This window comes from Flavobacterium sp. FlaQc-30, assembly GCF_044005885.1.
GTDB lineage: Bacteria > Bacteroidota > Bacteroidia > Flavobacteriales > Flavobacteriaceae > Flavobacterium.
In genome coordinates, this window is record NZ_JBIPCO010000002.1 from 106,568 (window position 1) to 125,420 (window position 18,853).

The following is an 18,853-nucleotide window of genomic DNA, read 5'->3' on the forward strand; positions in this document are numbered from 1 at the left end:
AACCGCAAAATATACTTTTGCGGTTGTTTTTTTATCGTTTCAAACTAAAATGACCTCTAAATTCGGTTCCATTTGCTCGAGTAACCGTAAACCAATAATCGGAAGCAGGTAAATCCTGACCGCTGAAAGTTCCGTCCCAAGAAGTATTTTTGCTTAGTTGTTTAAGGAGTTTTCCATAACGATCATATATTTTGATACTACTATTTGGTGCGAGATAATCAAAATTAATGGACCAAGTGTCATTGTAACCATCATCATTTGGAGTAAAAAAATTAGGAAAAGGAAGTTCATCAACTAAATTAATGCAATCTTTATGTGTCGCTTCAAGAATATTTATGGTAACAGGAATTCTGTCGCTTTCGCAGTTATTTAAGGTTTGAGTGGCATAATAAGTATTTCCATTTTCTAAAGGAGTTGACTCCGATAACACAATTGTCGAAGAAGCACTTTCGAACCATTTTGTATTTTGCCCTGTAATATCAATATCATTAATAGTAGCATTTTTCTGAATACAAAATGCTTGTGGTGAATCAGCAAGTGGGATTTGAGTATCCTGAATTTTTACAGTTATGGCAAATAGTGGGCTTTCGCAATTATTCAATGTTTGCGATGCGTAATAGATGTTGTTTTGTAATAAAGTTGTTTCGGGTAATATATTTCCGTTTGTTGCGGCATCGTACCATTTAACATTGGTCCCATTTATATTTAAATTTTCGATAGTAGCAATTTCATCTATACAAAATTGTTGATTATTACTTCCTGTTGGTAATGTGGTGTCGTAAATTCTAACTAAAAAAGGAGTTCTATCACTTTCGCATCCAATAGTTTGAGAAGCGTAGTATGTTCTGTTGTCTTCTAATAAAGTAGTGTTTGGTAAAGTGGCTGCAGACATATTGGTATCGTACCATTTTATATTCTGCCCTAAAATTTGAATACTGCTTAAGGTTGCATTTTCGTTTTTGCAAAAAGACTGATTTACGTTTCCTGTTGGAGCAGGAGGCGTATTTACGATTGAAACAGTAACTCCAAATCTCGGGCCTTCGCAGTCATTAATTGTTTGCGAAGCATAGTAAGTTTTTCCGTTAATCAAATTTGTTGTTCCTGCTAACAAAGAACCATTAGTTAATGTATCGTACCATTTTATTGAAGTTCCGATAACTTGAATATTGGCAATTGTGGCATTTTGACTTGCACAAAAAGGCTGATTTGCATTTCCTGTTGGTGCTAGAGTATTTTGAATTGTAATTGTTACTGGAATTCTTTCGCTCTCACATCCATTAATAGTTTGCGATGCATAATACGTTATTCCATTTTGAAGTAAAGTTGTATCTGGTAAAAGTGTTCCAGCCGTTAGGGCGTTATACCATTTTATAGTATTTCCTGTAATTTGAATATTGGCTAATGTTGCATTTTGCTGTATGCAGAAGTCTTGAGTAGAATTTACTGTAGGAATAGGAACACTTGTAATTTCTACAACTTGATTTTGAGTTGATGAATTTCCATTTCCATCGTTATAATTCCAAACAATTGTGTAAGTTCCAGGTAAGCTATAAGATAATGGACTTGTAGTTGTTCCAGTAATTTGTCCAGCACATGCATCTGCAGCACTTGGGATTGTATTTATTACAGTGTTGCAATCTCCAGTTATTATTGGTAAAATATTCATTTTAGGAACTGGAGCTTCTATATCACCAATTATAACACTGATTTTTTTAATGTCATCACAATCTCCACTTCCTGTAATTGTACATGAATATTCACCGGAGTTTGAAGTTGTTGTATTTATAATTTTTGGGTTTTGATCAGTAGATACAAATCCGTTTGGTCCTGTCCAGGAATAGTTTGTTCCTCCTGAGGCCGTAAGTTCTAATGTTTTGCCAATACATACGGGTGAGTTACTAGAGGCCGTTAAGTTCGATTGGCAATCTTTAAATTTTACTAGAAAAGCATCTCCAATATTTGGGGTATAACTATTAATTTTAGGATATAGATTTAGTTGATATGTACCAGGGGTTGCAATATTTGTTGTACTATTTGTTGCTCCTGCCAAATAAATATTTGACTTGTTATCTACATCTGTGATCAATGCATTATCTGCCATTTCTCCGCCAAAGTATGTTGCCCATTCTCTTTGTCCATTTGTATTGAATTTTACAAGATAGGACTCTGTTCCAGGATTACGGGTTTCTTGGTAAGCATTTATTGTAGGTGAAAATCCATTTTCAGCCCGTCCTGCAAAGTAAATAGAACCATTTTTTGAAACAGATCCTCCTAATGTTTCTGGAAAAAAGTAAGATCCCCAGATCTTTTGACCATTACCGTTGAATTTAAAAATACAACCATTACTAGTATTTTGATTAATTGAAATTTGAGTTCGAAGATAGGTTTCCTGAAAAACACCTGAAGTGCTTATGTTTTGGATACTGTTTGTTTTTCCAAAACAATAAATGTTATGATTTGAGTCTACTCCCATGTTGAGAAAATAATCATCACCTTCGCCACCAAAATAGGTTCCCCATAGTATATTTCCATTTGGTGTGAATTTTGCTAAGAAGCCATCTGATTTAAGATTTGTTTCTTGATAAGAATTTACTGTCGATATATTGTTGCTGCTTCCTGTAGAGCCAAGAATAATAATATTTCCATCTGAATCAAATTCGGCATCAAAAATAGCATCTGCTTTACTTCCTCCGTAATATGTTGCCCATTGACGAACACCTGCAATATTAAATTTAGCTATGAAGCCATCTTGTGTACCATCCGATGTGTTTCCAACATTACTTTGATGAGAATTGGGTGTCGCAATATTTGCGGTACTATTAGTTTCTCCAAAAATGTAAAAGTCTTCATTTGAATCAATTAAAATGCTATTTATAGATTCGTTGTCTGATCCTCCGTAATAAGTAGCCCATTTTCTAATGCCGTTCGAATCAAATTTGGCCACGAAACCATCAAAATAACGATTTTTTACTGGTTGATGAGTTCCTGAAGTTGAAATATTTGTAGGGCTTAGACTTTTACCAGCTATATAGATGTTGTCATTATTTGAGACTTTAATTTTCATAATTTGATCAGCAAAATTCCCGCCAAAATAAGTTCCCCAAATACGAGTGCCATCAGGATTAAATTTAACAAAAAAAGCATCATAGTCTGTGCTTGAATAATAAGATGTTTGAAAGGAGCCAGAAGAAGCAATATTGCTGATGCTGTAGGTTACTCCAGCCATATAGACAAAATCGTCTTTTGTGAAAATTGAGGTTGCATAATCGAACTCTGCACCGCCATAATATGTTCCCCACAATCTTATTGGCACAGGATCAATTACAATCGTTTTTTCATTAGAACAATCTACTGAATTAAATCCATAAGTGTTTTTATTTATTTTTTTATATTCAACCTCAATCTCCGTTTTACTATTTCCGTCTTCAATCCAACTCGAAGGAAGCGTTTCTTTCATTTTTCCAAAACGAACATTCATTTGGATTTTATTATCAACTAAATTAGTTTCAGCTCCAGTAAATTTTAATTGAATATCAGAAATTTTTCCTTTTGGATGAATTACAAAATTATATTCGACTGTTTTTTGAGGATCGGCAGGAATTGTAAAAATAACATCAATATTTGGATAGATGTTTTTATACGTAATTTCTTTGAATTGATATACGTTGGTAATTCCCTCAGGTTTATTAGGAATATTGTAGTAGTTGTCAAAATCGGTTAACTTTTGTTTAGCAACTAATTCTACTTTTGAATTTGAGTTTAGAAATTCAATATCGATTCTATGGTATGTATATTCTAAACTAAACTCTTGGTTTTCGTTATTTTCCTTGTCAAAAGTTAAATCTGGAAGTGTTTTTGCTGTTTTAGAACAAACAATAGGTGTTTTCTTTACTTCGTAAATATCATATGAGAATCCATTTTTCTTTAATTGAACATTTAATCCATTAGAATTCAATAAATATTTTACAGCGGTATTGGGTTTTCCTTTTTGATCTACAATTTGACCTTTATTTTCTTTAAAACCAATGGATTGGTTTTTGTTTTGAGAATATAATTGAATTGCAATGAACAAAAAAAATAAAAGTAATTTATGTTTCATAGGTTTGTTTTGGATAGGAGTAAAATTAATTAAATATCTTACAAAACAAAATCAAAAATCTAAAACGACTGCTTATAGAATCTTTCCCATAAAAATCTCTAAATATCTCGTATTTTTGCAAAAAATAATTTCTGTTGAAAACTAAACTCTTCGTTATAACGCCGCCATTTACACAACTGAATACTCCGTATCCGGCAACGGCTTATATAAAAGGTTTTTTGAATACCAAAATGATCGAGTCGGTTCAGGCAGATTTGGGTATTGATGTGATTTTAGAATTGTTTTCGAAGAAAGGATTAAATCATTTGTTTAAAATTTCAAGTTTTAAGTTTGAGACTTCTGGTTTTGAAGTTTCAGATAACTCTAAACGTATTTTTGCTTTGCAGGATGAATACATCAAAACCATTGATGCTGTAATTCAGTTTTTGCAGGGAAAAAATCCAACTTTGGCTTTGCAGATTTGTCAGGAAGATTTTCTGCCTGAAGCTTCTCGTTTTGCACAGTTGGAAGAGCTTGACTGGGCTTTTGGAACAATGGGAACACAAGATAAAGCCAAACATTTGGCGACTTTATATCTTGAAGATATTTCGGATTTTATTGTAGAATGTGTTGATGAAAATTTTGGCTTCAGCCGATATGCAGAACGTTTAGGCCGAAGTGCCAATTCTTTTGATGAATTGTACAATGCTTTACAACAAGAACCAACTTATATTGATTCCGTTTTAATTTCTATTTTAAAAGAAAAAATTGAAGCTGTAAAGCCTACATTCTTTTTGATTTCTGTTCCTTTTCCAGGAAATTTATACAGCGCATTTAGATGTGCACAATGGGTAAAACAAAACCACCCCGAAATTAAGATTTCAATGGGAGGCGGTTTTCCAAATACAGAACTGCGTTCACTTTCAGATAAACGTGTTTTTGAATTTTTCGATTTTATCACTTTAGACGATGGCGAAGTTCCAATAGAAGAACTTATTGAAAATATGTCATCCCGAGCGGAGTCGAGGGACGAGAAGTGTTATAAAAGAACCTTTTTATTAGAAAACGGAGAAGTAGTTTATAAAAATAATTCGTTAAAACACGATTATAAGCAATCACAAGTAGGAACTCCAGATTACTCAGATCTGCCTTTGGATAAATACATTTCGGTAATTGAAATTGTAAACCCAATGCACAGAATGTGGAGTGATGGACGTTGGAATAAACTTACCATGGCGCATGGCTGTTACTGGGGAAAATGTACTTTTTGTGATATTTCGTTAGATTATATTAAAGTTTACGAGCCAGTTGCGGCAAGTTTACTTTGTGATCGAATGGAAGAAATGATTTTGCAAACGGGGCAAAATGGTTTTCATTTTGTTGATGAAGCTGCACCGCCAGCTTTAATGCGTGCTTTGGCGCTTGAAATTCTAAAGCGAAAACTTGCAGTTACATGGTGGACGAATATTAGATTTGAAAAAAGTTTTTCTAAAGATCTTTGTTTTCTTTTAAAGGCCTCTGGCTGTATTGCAGTTTCAGGCGGTTTAGAAGTTGCTTCAGACCGATTATTGAAATTAATAGACAAAGGTGTAACGGTGGAGCAAGTTGCAAAAGTAACACGCAATTTTACCGAAGCGGGAATTATGGTTCATGCCTATTTAATGTACGGATATCCAACACAAACGATCCAAGAAACAGTAGATAGTCTTGAAATGGTTCGTCAATTGTTTGAAGCGGGAGTTTTACAGTCTGGATTTTGGCATCAGTTTGCATTAACTGCCCATAGTCCGGTTGGGTTGTATCCTGAAAAATTTGGTGTAACTAAGGCTTCTGAAACTATTGGAACTTTTGCTAATAATGATATTGAATACACAGATTCAACGGGAATTAATCACGATAAATTTAGTTTTGGGTTAAAGAAATCGCTTTTTAATTTCATGCACGGAATTTGTTTTGATTACGAACTTCAAGATTGGTTTGATTTCAAAATTCCAAAGACAAAAATTCACCCCGATTTTATATTTAATGCACTTGAAGAGCAAAATGATTTCAATACAAAGCCAAATGCAAAAGTGGTTTGGCTTGGCGGAAAACCTTCAACGGAGATTTTTACTAAATCTAAAAAAGGCAGAAGCTGGGAAATGATGTCGCTGACTTTTCATGACAAAAAACAAAGTTTTGCTATTCAAACCAGTAATGAAGAAGGTAAATGGTTAATTGAAATTCTAACTAAAATTTCAGTTTCAAATCCTAAAAGTTATACTTTTCAAGAAGTGAAAAATGACTTTGAAACTCATTTAGAAGATTTTGAGTTGTTTTGGTATTCAAAACCTATAAACACTTTACGCGAGTTCGGATTGTTAGTTTTATAAATTAGTATTCTACAAAAGTTCCGTCGCTTGGAATTGCAGTTTTAGAGAGAAGATTGTTTTCAGCAAGAGCCGTTTTGAGTTCTTCACGAGTTGTTGGACAATGGTTTAAAGCTTCAAGATGATTTGCAAAAACATTTCCAGGAGCAAGTGTTGTAAATTTCAAAATATCATTCATTCGCATTAATAAAGGCTGTCCAAAATCTAATCTGGCAGTTCCGCAGGCAACAGTTGCAATATCAGGTTTTAACTCGATGAGCGCTTTTTGCACATCATTGGTAAAAATGGTGTCAGCGCTTATGTAAACAGATTTTTCATTTTCGAGTTCGATGTAAAATCCCATTACATTTCCCATTAATTTTGCAACAAAACCATAACCATGAAGTGCGGGAATACCAATAATCTTTCCATCTAAAAAAGATTGCGGTTCCCAGTAATTTAAAGTTTGAACAATGTTAAGACCTCTTTTTGTAAGCACTTTTTCATCTTTTGCACTGCAAATAACTGATATGCCTTTTCGTCTTAAAAAAACTTCACCAGCTTTATCTATATGATCAGGATGTAAATGAGTTATTAAACAATGAGTTACTTTACTCAAAATTTCTCGGCTGTTTTTGGGCAGAGAAACTAAGGGATTTCTTTTTGGTTTGTATCGAAAGATTGTAAATGGAGGAATCGTTTTTCTTTTTCCTAACATTGGATCAACCAAAATTACATGCTTCTCTGTTTCAATAACTAAAGTCGCATTTCGCAAATGATGTATTTTCATATCTGGAAAATTAGATATTAAAAATACAAAGATTTTTCAAATTTAATTTATAGATTTCTCTTTGTTTTTAATAAAATTGTTAGCGTTTAAATTAAGAATTTTCGGAAATTTATTCAATAGAAAACCTGAAACCAATTCCGTGAAGATTTTCTATCGAAATACCTTTTTCATTGGATAGAATTTTACGAAGTCGCGAAATAAAAACATCAAGACTTCTACCCATAAAATAATCATCAGTTCCCCAAAGAGAGGTTAGGATTTGTTCTCTTTTTAATACAGAGTTTTTATTATCGAGAAATAGTTTTAATAATTCGGCTTCACGCTGAGTAAGTCCAATTTTTTCATCATCATTAAAGAGAATGAAGTTTTTAGTATCAAATTGGTATTTTCCAATTTCGTAGATCGATTTCTCAACCGTGATATTTCGCTGTGAGCGTTTTAGAAAAATTTCAATTTTAAGCATTAATTCTTCAATACTAAAAGGCTTTACCAAATAATCATCAGCTCCTAAACGCAGTCCTTTTATACGATCTTCTTTTAAAGTTTTTGCTGATAGAAAAATAATAGGCACATCTAAATCTATTTTTCTTATTTCTGAAGCCAATTCAAAACCATCCATTTTTGGCATCATAATATCAAAAATACAAATGTCAAAACTCTCTTTTTTAAAAGTTTCCAAGCCAGACTTACCATCAATACAATGAACAACTTCGTAATTGTTTTGTTCTAAATTATCCTTGGTCAAAAAGGCTAATGTTTCATCATCTTCGGTATAAAGTATTTTATATTGTTTCATTTTTTATAAGGAATAGATAAAGTTATAGTAACTCCGTTTGTTGCATTATTTTCGGCTTTAATTTTCCAGTTTTGCAGTCCGCAAATTTCTTTCACATAATATAAACCAAGTCCAAAACCATTAACTTCATTACTTTTTTCATTTTGAACTCGATAAAATTTATCAAATATAAAGGATATTTTTTTAGAAGAAATTCCGATTCCGTTATCAATAACTTCAATCTTTAAAATCGATTTTTCGTCAGATATTTTAATTGTGATTTCCGGTTTTGCATTGCAGTATTTTACCGCATTGTCTAAAAGGTTATAGATGATATTAGAAAAATGAAATATATCTGTTTCTAATAAATACTCTTTAGAATGCGTTTCGATTTTGATAACCGCCTCTGGATATTTCAGGTGAATGTTTTCAATTGCTTCTTCAATAATTGGAATAATTAAAACAGTTTCTTTTTTTAATTCTAAAGGTCTGTAATCTGATTTCGCAATATTTAAAATCTTTTCAATATGATTATTCAGTTTATTACTCTGATTGATTATAATATCAGTATAAGTATGCAGTTTTTTATTTTCCTTAATTGGATTTTGTTCTATTAAATATTTCGATGCAATTAAAATAGAAGATAATGGGGTTTTAAATTCATGCGTCATATTATTGATAAAATCACGCTGCAATTCAGAGTATTTTTTTTGTTGCAAAAGTTTAAAAATCGAATATACGTAAATTAATAAAATCAAAATTAAAGCAGTTGAAAGCACAAACCAAAAACGCATTGAACTGAATAAATAGGTCGTTTCGTTAGGAAAACGAACTGCAAAGTAGTAAACAAGATTTTTATGTTTAGGAAAAGAAACTGTTTTTTTTGCTTTTGCTTTTTGAGACAAAGAAATATAATTTCCATACACCATTTCGTCGCTTTGACAATTGTACATCGCATATTCAAAATCGGTTGTAATGTTCATCTTTTTGAATTCTGATCTTAAATAAAATTCTAAAATATCGGGTTCAAACTCATTGTCGATGTTTACAATGTAATAATCGTTTGAAACTTTTCGAACAGGATTTTGACAAGATGGCTCGCGATCTTTTCCTTCATATAATTTTCTGGCAACTTCAAGAAGTGCAATATGGGCTTTCTGGCTAAGCTTTTTTTGTTCTAATGTAAAAGCTTCTTTTGTCCAAAGCAATTGCGCTACCAAAATGCTTATAATGGCAATTAATCCGAGGAGGATGATACTGTTAAGTCTATTAATTTTCAAGAAAAAGGCATTTTAAAAGTGTAATATTAATCATTTTTAAGACTAAAATAAGGGATTAACAAGTCATTAACAAAGATTTGAAACTGGTTAACAGCGATTTGTTTTTGTCTGTATTACTTTTGAAATATAAAATTAGAACTATAAACCATTTAAAATATTTGACTATGAGAATCATTAAAATTTCTATGCTTGCTTTGGCTTTAGGCTTAATGTCTTTTTCAGCAATAGCACCAGTACAATCATTAGTTTCTGAAACAACAGTAATTGAAGCAGCTTCAACAATTGTTTGGAAAGCCGAAACAATTGATGTTGGACAGATACCTCAAGGTACTCCAAAAGCGATTGTTTATGAATTTAAAAATACAGGAAAAACAGCTGTAGTAATTACAGATGTAAAAGGATCATGCGGTTGTACAGCAACTGATTATACAAAAGAACCAATTTTACCTGGTAAATCTGCAAAAGTTACTGCAACTTACAATGCAGCAAACAAAGGAGGATTTACAAAAACAGTTACCGTAACAACAAGTGCTGAAACAACTCCAAAAGTACTTACATTAAAAGGAACTGTTATTTAATAAGTTTATTTTTAGAGGTTAGTTATATAAAGTGGATACTCCAAATGCGTTATGTATTTGGAGTTTTTTTGTTGTTATTTCTATTGTTTTTTTTGAATAAAACAGGGATAAATAAGAACAAATTTATTTTTTTATAATTGGTTTGTTTTCAGTAAAACTTTTCTATTTTTATACAAAAAATAGTATGAAAATTTGGTGTTCTTTTATTGCTGTTGTGCTTCTTGCAGTTGTAGTTTCTTGTAATTCTAAAGCGGATAAAAAAGAAGAAAATCAAACCAAAACGGCAAAAGCAGTTGTTCCTGAACTTAAACTTACTATCGACAGCATTGCTATTGCTAGTTTTTACGAAACCTATCCTAAATTAAAGAATTTTCAAGAGGAGGTTTTTTCTTTATATAAAAAGAAGGAATCGACACAATTGTGGCTTGATAACAAAGGTGTGGTCGAGTTTGGAAATACACTTTATAACAAATATAAAGGTTTAGATAATGAAGGTTTAAAAGCCAATTTTCCATACAAAGAAATCAACTTTATTTTTGAAGGTAATGCAGATAACAAATTGTCGCAAGTAAATACTGACTTGATGATAACCAATTTGTATTTTTATTACGGAGAAAAGGTATATCGTGGTTTTGATGAAAAAACGACTAGATCTTTAGAATGGCTTCTTCCTCGAAAAAAAATGAATTATCAGGTTTTCTCTGATTCTATTTTTCAAAAATCTACTATAAACGACGATCGAAAGAGTAAAATGTTCAGTCAGTATTATAAACTGCGCGATGTTCTTCGTGAATACAGAGAAATTGAAAAAAAAGGCGGCTGGAAAACTATTGAAATAGATGATAATTATAAAAATCTAAAATTAGGAGATTCGTCAAAAGTTATAGCCCAAATTAGAGAAAGACTTTATATTACAAAAGACATTAAAGAGGATACGAAAAGTGCCGTATGTGATTCTGTTTTAATGAAATCGATTAAAAACTACGAATTGCATCATGGTTTATCTCCCAAAAATATAATCTTGCGAGAGCATATAGACGAAATGAATGTTCCCGTATCAGATAGAATTAAAACTATAATTGCCAACATGGAGCGCTGCCGCTGGATTGATCCCGAATTAGAAAAAGGCAAGGAATATCTGGAGGTAAATATTCCTGAGTTTAAATTGTATTTAATTCGAGATCGTGAAATTGCATTTACATCGGCGGTTGTGGTAGGTAAGGCAATGACAAAAACAGTTGTTTTTAGCGGAATGATGAACAATATTGTTTTTAGTCCATATTGGAATGTTCCAACGAGTATTATCAATAAAGAGATAAAACCGGGAATGGCTAAAAACAAAAATTATTTAAAACAGAAAAATTTAGAATGGAATAATGGCGCTGTTCGTCAACTTCCGGGAAAAAATAACTCATTAGGTTTAGTGAAGTTTTTATTTCCAAATTCCAGTAATATTTATCTGCATGATACACCGTCAAAAAGTTTATTTGAAAGGGAAAGCAGAGCTTTCAGCCATGGATGTGTGCGTGTGGCTAAACCTCGTGAACTGGCAATTGAATTATTAAAACAAGATCCCTCATGGACACCCGCAAGAATCGACAAAGCCATGCACGCAGGTAAAGAAAGCTGGTACACGTTAAAAAACAAAATACCTGTTTATATTGGTTATTTTACAGCTTGGGTTGATCGAGAAGGAAACATGAATTTTTACAAAGATATTTATCAAAGAGATGAAAGTTTGATAAAACTACTGACAGAAGAATAAATATAAAAGTTTTAGCTGTGAATTACACGATTTTAAACTAAATTTCTGCTTATAAATTCGTGTAATTTGCAGTGAAAATTATTTATTCAAGACATCAATACACTTGTAGAAACGTTTTGTATAATGTTCCGTATCCAAAGCTGTAATGGTAACTTTTTGTGCTTTTCCAGATGAAGCGTGAATAAATTTAGACTGCATTCCATTTGCTTCACATATTATTCCAACATGGCCAACTACATTTCTGTTCTTGTATCCATAAAAAACTAAAACATCACCAACTTTAAATTCTTCAGGTTTTAAAGCGGTTCCAAGATTTTTGTAACCACCGGAACTTCTCGGTAAATTCATGCCGAAGTTTTTAAAAACATAACCTACAAAACCAGAACAATCAAATCCTTTTTTGGGATCATTGCTGGCATATTTGTATGGTATGCCTAAGCTTTTCTTAGCATATTCGATAATAGAATCTCGGTTAATTTCGGTTTGTATTTTTGGATTAGAAAAAGCAGTTTGTTGTTCGCTCTTTTTTAAAGTAAAAGAAGAAAATATAGTAAAAGATAGTAAAGCTATAAGGAGATACGATTTCATTTTTTATAAGAAGAAAATATTTAAACGATAAAGATAGGTTCTAAAAATTGTAAATCAAAAGAATGGCGTTTATTATTTGTAAGAATTAACTGTTTTAAAGACCTTCTTTAGTGTGTTAAAGTATCTGTTTTTATTACTTTTGGATATTTTAGATAGATTGTTTCAAAAAATTTTAGGAATCGCATTTGTGTTTTAACAAATAAATTATGTTTAGCAAAAAAGGGGGCTAATAAAAAATAATATATTTAAGTTTGTTTTCTTTCTGTTGATTTCCAATACTATGATGGCAAACATTACACTTCCAAATTTTTTTGGTGATAATATGGTTTTACAGCGCAGCTCAAAAGTGAAAATGTGGGGTTGGGCAAATCCGAATGAGGAAATCAAATTGGTTTCGAGTTGGAATAATCAAGAGTATAGAAGTGTTGCTGATAATGAGGCAAAATGGGAGTTTTACATTAAAACACCTGAAGCTGGAGGACCTTTTACAATCGTAATAAAAGGCTTTAATGAAGTTGTTTTAAAAAATATTTTGATTGGAGAAGTTTGGCTTTGTGCAGGACAATCAAATATGGAAATGTCTGTTGACTGGGGAATTGATGATGGTGAAGAAGAGGCAAAGAATGCCTCAAATTCAAATATCCGCTTTTATACCGTTCCAAAATTGACAGCCCTAACTCCGCAGCATAATTTATATGGGAATTGGGCAGAATCGACTCCAGAAACCATGAGAAATTTTAGCGCCATTGGCTATTTCTTTGCTAAGCGCCTGCAGGAAGAAGATTTAAAAAATGTTCCAATTGGATTGATTTCTTCAAATTGGGGAGGAACTCCCGCAGAGATTTGGATGCCAGAAGAAGTTGTACAAAATAATCCTGTTTTGTTGGAAAGTGCCAAGAAATTAAATAAGCAAGAATACGATCCACATTTGCCTGGACGCGCTTATAATGCAATGATTCATCCTTTTGCAGGATTTAAAATAGCGGGCACGCTTTGGTATCAAGGAGAATCAAATGTTGGTTCGTTGGTTTATGATAAGACATTATCCGCTTTGATCGCTTCATGGAGAAAGGAATGGAATGACGAATTTCCTTTTTACTTCGTTCAAATCGCTCCTTTTAAAGCAGGAGCAAATAATTTTTCGAATGTTATAGTTAGAAATTCACAAAGAAAAATTTTGAAAGAAGTCTCGAAAACTGGAATGGTTTTGACTTCGGACATTTCGGATACGATTGATATTCATCCAAAAAATAAAAAAGAAGTTGGAATACGTTTGGCAAATTTAGCTTTGGCTGAAACCTATAAAATCAATTTAAGTTTAGTTAATGGGCCGCTTTTTAAAGAAATTAAAATAGAGAAAAATACAGTAGAAGTTTCTTTTGACTATGCTGAAGGATTGCATTTCAAGAATAAAAATTCTAAACAATTTGAAGTCGCTGGAGCTGATGGGGTTTTCTATTTTGCCGAAGCATCAATTAAAAATAGTCAAGTTGTTTTGATATGCAAAAAAGTAGATAATCCTCAAAAAGTCAGATTTGCTTGGGGAAATACAATACAATCCGACTTGTTTAATGAAGCAAATCTGCCAGCTTCTTGTTTTATTACAGGGTAGAAGGAATTTTTAAAGTTCTTTTACAGCTTTAATTTGTTTTGTTTTTTACTCGACAAGATCAAGTTGAAACGGACAATGAATAATACTTAAGTGTAAGTTTTTATTTATATCTTTGAAAGACAGCGATGTAAGAAGATCTGAGAAGTGGTTTTTATGACGTTGATTTTAAAGGTAAGCTGAAAACTTTATAGAGTAGGCACGATTTTAAAAGTATACTTATGGAAAATTCTTTATTTAAAAAAGTAAAAAAAGCTATTGATTACTGGTATATTCCTTTATTAGTTGGATTACTGTTTGTTGGAATCGGAATTTGGTCTTATATGACGCCGTTGGCAGCTTATTTAACTCTTGCGTTTCTCTTTAGTGTTTCGTTTTTAGGAAGCGGAATTTTTGAAATCATTTTTGCTCTTTCAAACAGAAAGAAAATCGACAATTGGGGATGGACATTAGCATCAGGGATTATAGGTTTAGTAGTGGGAATATTGCTGGTTATTAATCCGCTAATCTCAATTACTCTGCTGCCGCTTTATGTAGGTTTTGTAATTCTATTTCGCTCTATAATGGCTATAGTTATTGCCTTTAATTTAAAGAGTTATGCCGTTTCTGATTGGGGAAATCTTTTGATTCTAGGAATACTGGGAACTATATTTTCGTTTGTATTATTATGGAATCCAGTTTTTGCAGGACTTTCATTAGTATATTGGACTGCTTTTGCTTTTATTGCTCTTGGATTTTTTTATATTTATTTTTCTTTCAAATTAAAGAGAATACATGATATGCATTAAGATGATTTTAATTCTTAGATAACACAAACCCGATAGTTTTTTATAAATCTGTCGGGTTTGTTTTTTGAGTCGAAATAAAAAAATAAGTATCTTTCGATGGTTAAACCTAGAAAAGGCTATTAAATCTTTTTAGGGTTATTTGGTAGAATATTTAATCTCAATTTTAGATAATGAAATACAACAGATGCGGAAAAAGCGGTTTATTACTGCCTGAAATTTCCTTAGGATTATGGCATAACTTTGGGTCAGTAGATAATTTTGAAAATGCAGAAAGTATTGCTGTAGAAGCTTTTGATAAAGGAATTACACATTATGATTTAGCTAATAATTATGGCCCGGTTCCGGGTTCTGCTGAAACAAATTTTGGTAAAATTTTATGGCATAATTTTCAGGGAAATTTACGTGATGAAATTATCATTTCAACAAAAGCAGGTTATACAATGTGGGATGGACCTTATGGCGATTGGGGGTCTAGAAAATATTTGCTGTCAAGTTTAGATCAAAGTCTAAAAAGAATGAAGGTAGATTATGTAGATATTTTTTATTCGCATCGTCCTGATCCTGAAACGCCAATTGAAGAAACAATGATGGCGTTGGATTATGCAGTAAGAAGCGGTAAAGCACTTTATGTTGGAATCAGTAATTATTCGGCGGAGCAAACTCGTGCAGCGGTTGATGTTTTAAAGCAATTAGGTACACCATGTTTAATTCATCAAGCAAAATACTCTATGTTAGAACGCTGGGTAGAAAATGGATTGTTGGATGTTTTAGAAGAGAAAGGAGTAGGCTGTATTGCATTTTCGCCTTTGGCACAAGGACTTTTAACGGATAAATATTTAAACGGAATCCCAGAAAATTCTAGAGCGCATAATCCAAACGGACACTTGAAGGAGGATGAGGTTACACAAGAACGCATTCAGAAATTGATTCAATTAAATGAAATTGCTAAAAACAGAAATCAATCTTTGGCGCAGATGGCATTGGCTTGGCTGCAAAAAGATAAACGAATTACGTCTGTTTTGATTGGTGCGAGTTCTGTAAAGCAATTAAATAATAATATAGATTGTTTGCAAAAATTAGAGTTTACCCCTGATGAATTGAATGCAATTAAAAGGATATTAGCATAGAATAATATCTAATTTAGATAAAAATAAAACGCACTGCAATAGCAGTGCGTTTTTGGTTATATATAGTATAATCTGTGATACTTAATTGTGTCTACATTGTTACTGTAAAAGTTTTTGAATACTATTCGTTTTAAAGTTGTTTCTGTTTTTTGGAGAGATAAAGAGTATAGAATAAAAGTGCGTGAAATTTAAATAAGTATAATAGTTAAGAATAAAGTCATTTTTGCGGTTTGGAAACCTGTTCAAATTTCGGACAGGTTTTTTGTTTTTAAAGGGTAATTGGTCGTGTAAAAAGCGACCTTTTTTAAAGTATTCATAGTTGTTATTTTTGTAGGAATTTTTACGATTTGTTTTTAACCTATTGTGGTGTTTTATAAAAATGACTTTTTATCCTTGCTTTTAATTATTTTTTGTATACCCCCATTTTTTAATGGGTATAATTGTTTTTTGATGTTTAAAATTGTTGTTTTTAGTGTTTAATTTCTGTTGTTTTTGGTTTTTGCTATTGTTTTTGCGTTGTAATTTATGAAACTCGGTTATTGAATTTTTAAAAACAAAACCTTATAAATGTCAAATAATGATTATTGATGTTTTAATTTTTGTAATCCGTAATTCTTCGTTTAAAAAGCCAAAAAAGTAGTTTTCAATTATTCTACTCATGCAAAAGTTAATAAATTCGCTAATGAAAATGAGGAGGTTTTACAGGCAGATTCAAGGTTTTAAAAATGACTTATACTATTAAATAGATATATAAAAGATTAACTAACCAAAATCAATTAATAACTAAAAACCAATTAACACATGAAAAAAGTATTTTACATTTTAGCCGCGACGTTAACGAGTTCTTTTGCTTTTGCCCAAGATGATGAAACGAAAACTTCGCCGGCAACAACTTGGGGAGGGTCTGCAGATGCTTACTATAAATATGATTTTTCGAAACAAATGAACGGATTAACGAGCTTTACCAACTCGCAAGATTCGTTTGAATTAGGAATGGCGTCGATAGAGGCGGGACATACATTTGGAAAAGCTTCTGTTTTTGTAGACTTAGGCTTTGGAAAAAGAGCAGGAGAGTTCTCCTATAATGAAACGACTGATAAAGATATAACAGCAAAATTTTTGATCAAACAATTGTTTTTTACTTACCAAATTACTGATAAATTTAAAGTTGTAGCAGGTAGTTTTGGAACTCATATTGGATATGAAGTTTTAGATGCTGTCGATAATAAAAACTACAGCATGTCTTATGCTTTTTCTTATGGTCCATTTTTTAATACCGGTGTAAAAGCACAATATACTTCAGGAAAGTTTACTGCGATGTTTGGTATAACTAATCCTACTGATTTTAAATCGGCAATGGACGCGGGTTCTACTCAAAAAACATATATAGGTCAGTTAGGATATATTGGTGAAACTGGAAGCGCTTATTTAAATTTTACTTCAGGCAGCAGTAATCCATCTTCTTTAGAGAATAAAACACAGTTTGATTTTGTTGCGTCAAAAACAATAAGCGACAGCTTTGGACTTGGATTTAATGCAACTTATGCTAAAACCAAAAATGATATTTCAAGTGTAGATGATGGTGAGTGGTTTTCTTTAGTAGGTTATGCAAATTATGCATTTTCTCCATCATTACTTTTAGCTTATAGAATGGAATATTTTGATGCAAAAAGTGCTGCTCCAAGTTTAGGAACTTTAACTGGATCAAATGTTTTTGCTAATACAGCTTCTTTAAATTATAAAGTTGGAAAACTGACTATTATTCCAGAGATAAGATACGATGCCGCATCAGAGGACATCTTTTTAGATAAAGATGCTGCTCCAACCGGCGGATCATTCTATGCTCTCCTTGCTACAACATACTCTTTCTAGAGATAAAGATTGATATTTTTTTTTTTTTTTTTGGAGCTGTCGAAACATATTAATGTTTTGGCAGCTTTTTTATTAGAATGTCTTTCTCTTTTGCTGCAGATTAAAAAAATGAAAAAAGATTTATGTGCTTTGTTTGATGTTTTACCGTAGTACGTTAATTATGAGAAATTAACGAAATGCATAGTATGACGATTTCTAATCTGTATTTAAACTCGTTTTTTAATTTTTGATAATTGGTGTTCGTGCTGGCAAATTGTGGGAACTAAAAGGAACAAAAAAAGCGCATTTCTAAAATTGTAGAAATGCGCTTTTGTATTTTGTGAATACTATTTATTGAACTTGTTTCTTATAAATCGAATAAATAGTGTCTATTGTTTTTCGGTCTAAAGTGGCAGTTACATCAGTTTGAATATAATGCAGTTTAAAAGCCATAATAGCTGCTGAAAGATTTTTAGTGTTATATCCTATTATTCTTAGTGCAGGCTCTATTTTAAAGTCAAAAGGAGCTTCTTCTAGTACAACATCCGGCCAAATTCCAAAACCTTTCTCCGCTAAAGTTTTCCAAGGGAACAGTGCACTTGGGTCTTGTTTTCTGCCAGGAGCAATATCAGCATGCCCTAATATGTTTTGAGCTGGAATATTGTAATCTTTTTTAAGCTTGGTTAAAAGAGCAACTAAACTGCTAATTTGAGCTTCTGTAAACGGTTTGAATCCATTGTTGTCAAGTTCAATCCCGATTGAAGTAGAATTCAAATCAGTATTTTTTCCCCAAGTAGCATTTCCTGCGTGCCAAGCTCTTAGATAATCGTTTAGCATTTGAACTACTTTTCCGTTTTCAGAAATAATATAGTGCGCGCTTACTTGTGTTTTAACTTTGGTAAAAGTATTAATCGTTTGCTGAAGTGAATCTTGAGCGGTGTGATGAATAATAATAAAGCTAGGTTTCCTTAAGTTAAAGTTTACCGTACCAACCCATTCTGTATTTATTCCATTTTGTAAAGCTGTAGATCCAGTTTTTGATAAAGTATCTTTAATAATGCCCAGTTGAGCAGCATACGAAGTATCAATGATTACTGGTGTTATTGGCGGAATAGATTGAGGTTCTTTGCTTGTAATTTGATTCTCCAGAGTTTTAAGCTGTTGATCGTAAGCTTTTTCGGTATTCTTGTAAGGATTTGTTGAGCAAGAAGTAATTATAATTGCTAAAAATAGATAACAAAAATGTTTTTTTGCCATGGTTAGTTGCATTTTATGG

Annotated in this window: 13 protein-coding genes; 7 read left to right on the forward strand and 6 right to left on the reverse strand. The window is 32.0% G+C overall.

Features of this window, described 5'->3' with window-relative positions; genetic code table 11:
• Positions 1-31: 31 nt before the first annotated feature.
• Positions 32-4,099, reverse strand: a complete 4,068-nt coding sequence (locus tag ACHRV0_RS05830) for a T9SS type B sorting domain-containing protein (protein ID WP_395440190.1) — start codon at positions 4,097-4,099, stop codon at positions 32-34.
• A 134-nt stretch (positions 4,100-4,233) separates the two neighbouring features.
• Between ACHRV0_RS05830 and ACHRV0_RS05835 the strand changes: the two genes are divergently transcribed.
• A complete protein-coding gene (locus ACHRV0_RS05835) occupies positions 4,234-6,450 on the forward strand; it encodes a B12-binding domain-containing radical SAM protein (protein WP_395440191.1) in 2,217 nt (738 codons plus the stop codon).
• A 1-nt stretch (position 6,451) separates the two neighbouring features.
• Here ACHRV0_RS05835 and ACHRV0_RS05840 read toward each other — a convergent pair whose 3' ends face one another.
• The 3 genes from ACHRV0_RS05840 to ACHRV0_RS05850 all read right to left on the reverse strand — a co-directional run bounded on the left by ACHRV0_RS05840 (position 6,452) and on the right by ACHRV0_RS05850 (position 9,271).
• On the reverse strand, positions 6,452-7,216 hold the full coding sequence (locus ACHRV0_RS05840; RefSeq protein ID WP_395440192.1) for an MBL fold metallo-hydrolase: 765 nt from the start codon (positions 7,214-7,216) through the stop codon (positions 6,452-6,454).
• 109 nt (positions 7,217-7,325) lie between these two features.
• Positions 7,326-8,012, reverse strand: coding sequence for a response regulator transcription factor (locus ACHRV0_RS05845; protein WP_129022963.1), 687 nt, complete (start codon positions 8,010-8,012; stop codon positions 7,326-7,328).
• Positions 8,009-9,271, reverse strand: a complete 1,263-nt coding sequence (locus ACHRV0_RS05850) for a sensor histidine kinase (protein WP_395440193.1) — start codon at positions 9,269-9,271, stop codon at positions 8,009-8,011. Before ACHRV0_RS05850 ends, ACHRV0_RS05845 begins: the two co-directional genes overlap by 4 nt.
• A gap of 164 nt (positions 9,272-9,435) precedes the next feature.
• Between ACHRV0_RS05850 and ACHRV0_RS05855 the strand changes: the two genes are divergently transcribed.
• Together ACHRV0_RS05855 and ACHRV0_RS05860 are read left to right on the forward strand one after the other, a co-directional pair.
• Positions 9,436-9,849 carry a DUF1573 domain-containing protein gene (locus ACHRV0_RS05855; protein WP_129022965.1) on the forward strand — a complete coding sequence of 138 codons (414 nt, stop codon included), beginning with the start codon at positions 9,436-9,438 and terminating at the stop codon, positions 9,847-9,849.
• A gap of 184 nt (positions 9,850-10,033) precedes the next feature.
• On the forward strand, positions 10,034-11,614 hold the full coding sequence (locus ACHRV0_RS05860) for a murein L,D-transpeptidase (RefSeq protein ID WP_395440194.1): 1,581 nt from the start codon (positions 10,034-10,036) through the stop codon (positions 11,612-11,614).
• Positions 11,615-11,692: 78 nt separating this feature from the next.
• Here the strand turns inward: ACHRV0_RS05860 and ACHRV0_RS05865 are convergent, their stop codons facing one another.
• The gene (locus ACHRV0_RS05865) at positions 11,693-12,202 is read right to left on the reverse strand and encodes a C40 family peptidase (RefSeq protein WP_395440195.1); all 510 of its coding nucleotides are present in this window, start codon (positions 12,200-12,202) and stop codon (positions 11,693-11,695) included.
• A gap of 280 nt (positions 12,203-12,482) precedes the next feature.
• On the opposite strand from ACHRV0_RS05865, the gene ACHRV0_RS05870 reads away from it, so the two are divergent.
• The 4 genes from ACHRV0_RS05870 to ACHRV0_RS05885 all read left to right on the forward strand — a co-directional run bounded on the left by ACHRV0_RS05870 (position 12,483) and on the right by ACHRV0_RS05885 (position 17,598).
• Positions 12,483-13,814 carry a sialate O-acetylesterase gene (locus ACHRV0_RS05870; RefSeq protein ID WP_395440196.1) on the forward strand — a complete coding sequence of 444 codons (1,332 nt, stop codon included), beginning with the start codon at positions 12,483-12,485 and terminating at the stop codon, positions 13,812-13,814.
• A 218-nt stretch (positions 13,815-14,032) separates the two neighbouring features.
• Complete coding sequence (locus ACHRV0_RS05875; protein WP_395440197.1) at positions 14,033-14,599, forward strand: HdeD family acid-resistance protein; 567 nt, start codon at positions 14,033-14,035, stop codon at positions 14,597-14,599.
• Between the two features lie 170 nt (positions 14,600-14,769).
• Positions 14,770-15,726: an aldo/keto reductase gene (locus tag ACHRV0_RS05880; protein WP_395440198.1), complete on the forward strand. Its 957-nt coding sequence runs from the start codon at positions 14,770-14,772 to the stop codon at positions 15,724-15,726.
• A gap of 801 nt (positions 15,727-16,527) precedes the next feature.
• Positions 16,528-17,598 (forward strand): outer membrane beta-barrel protein, encoded by a 1,071-nt coding sequence (locus ACHRV0_RS05885; RefSeq protein ID WP_089052950.1) that lies wholly within the window; start codon positions 16,528-16,530, stop codon positions 17,596-17,598.
• Positions 17,599-17,928: 330 nt separating this feature from the next.
• Here ACHRV0_RS05885 and ACHRV0_RS05890 read toward each other — a convergent pair whose 3' ends face one another.
• Positions 17,929-18,834: an N-acetylmuramoyl-L-alanine amidase gene (locus ACHRV0_RS05890; RefSeq protein ID WP_395440199.1), complete on the reverse strand. Its 906-nt coding sequence runs from the start codon at positions 18,832-18,834 to the stop codon at positions 17,929-17,931.
• Between the last annotated feature and the right edge of the window lie 19 nt (positions 18,835-18,853).

Excerpts from the sequence above, each read along its gene's own strand:
- ACHRV0_RS05880 (WP_395440198.1), top strand. The coding sequence starts at position 14,770 with ATGAAATACAACAGATGCGGAAAAAGCGGTTTATTACTGCCTGAAATT.
- ACHRV0_RS05860 (WP_395440194.1), top strand. The coding sequence starts at position 10,034 with ATGAAAATTTGGTGTTCTTTTATTGCTGTTGTGCTTCTTGCAGTTGTA.
- ACHRV0_RS05870 (WP_395440196.1), top strand. The coding sequence starts at position 12,483 with ATGATGGCAAACATTACACTTCCAAATTTTTTTGGTGATAATATGGTT.
- ACHRV0_RS05830 (WP_395440190.1), bottom strand. The coding sequence starts at position 4,099 with ATGAAACATAAATTACTTTTATTTTTTTTGTTCATTGCAATTCAATTA.
- ACHRV0_RS05865 (WP_395440195.1), bottom strand. The coding sequence starts at position 12,202 with ATGAAATCGTATCTCCTTATAGCTTTACTATCTTTTACTATATTTTCT.
- ACHRV0_RS05875 (WP_395440197.1), top strand. The coding sequence starts at position 14,033 with ATGGAAAATTCTTTATTTAAAAAAGTAAAAAAAGCTATTGATTACTGG.
- ACHRV0_RS05845 (WP_129022963.1), bottom strand. The coding sequence starts at position 8,012 with ATGAAACAATATAAAATACTTTATACCGAAGATGATGAAACATTAGCC.
- ACHRV0_RS05840 (WP_395440192.1), bottom strand. The coding sequence starts at position 7,216 with ATGAAAATACATCATTTGCGAAATGCGACTTTAGTTATTGAAACAGAG.
- ACHRV0_RS05855 (WP_129022965.1), top strand. The coding sequence starts at position 9,436 with ATGAGAATCATTAAAATTTCTATGCTTGCTTTGGCTTTAGGCTTAATG.
- ACHRV0_RS05890 (WP_395440199.1), bottom strand. The coding sequence starts at position 18,834 with ATGGCAAAAAAACATTTTTGTTATCTATTTTTAGCAATTATAATTACT.
- ACHRV0_RS05885 (WP_089052950.1), top strand. The coding sequence starts at position 16,528 with ATGAAAAAAGTATTTTACATTTTAGCCGCGACGTTAACGAGTTCTTTT.